This is a genomic window from Bartonella sp. AS69XJJH (genome assembly GCF_042195585.1).
Classification (GTDB): domain Bacteria; phylum Pseudomonadota; class Alphaproteobacteria; order Rhizobiales; family Rhizobiaceae; genus Bartonella.
Map to the genome: position 1 here is coordinate 1 of NZ_JBHIOO010000116.1, position 859 is coordinate 859.

An 859-nucleotide genomic window follows, 5' to 3' on the forward strand; every position below is an offset into this window, starting at 1 on the left:
TTTTCAAACTGAAACCCAAAACCTGAGCGTTCTTCCTTTGAGCTTGAGGAATGGCTATTATGACCAACAAGCACATTGACATCACGAGCTGCGGTAAGATTAACATTTTCCCCTGAAAGATCAGAGCCAACAATTTTCACATCTTTTTTCTTGGCAGTGATGTTGATCGTGCCATCCGCATTGAGAGAAGAGCCTTGATGTTCAAAACTCTCTTCATTCTCTGTCTTTCCCTCACTGCCGTATATCGACACAAAGCCCTTGCCTGATCCCACACCAAAACCTGTTTCATGGGTCTCTGAATGGCTCTTATGATGATCTGTCATGCCATCAATCGTCACACTTTCTCCGCTCACATTGATATCTTTACCAGAAAGCAGATGAGAAGCAGAAATCTTGGCTTCTCCTTGTGCGTCTAACACGATGTTGCCCGTCGCCCCCAGGATAGAGGAGACCGTTGTGGTATGCGATTGAGATGTATCGGAAGATTCCTCATGCAAAAAGCCACTTGAAGACGATTGTTGTTGCTGGTCGTAGTGTTCTTGAGCGCCTTTTATGACAATCTTTCCCCCAGAGTGAATGGTAATATCCGCTTGTTTCTGTTCTCCTGGTGTTTTTTCTCCCTGTGCGTTTTCTCCTAGTGTTGCCTCTTGTTTGCCAGCAAGCAGCATCGAGCCAATGATTGTTGTATCTTTTTCCGATTCAAGGGCGACGCCTTTTCCTCCAGTGATGAGCGAACCCACAACTTCTGTTGCATCAACCTTGTTATGCTCAGATTTGCTGCTACTGAATGCTCCACCCTCTTTGTGGTACGACATTTCATAATGTAAGCTATCCTCTGCATTGGTGATCAGGACATCGT

General features: G+C 45.3%; 1 protein-coding gene. It reads right to left on the reverse strand.

Features of this window, described 5'->3' with window-relative positions; all coding sequences use genetic code 11:
* Positions 1 to 859, reverse strand: an 859-nt coding sequence (locus ACFIK6_RS10065) for a hemagglutinin repeat-containing protein (RefSeq protein ID WP_375677612.1), incomplete at both ends; no start/stop codon positions are given.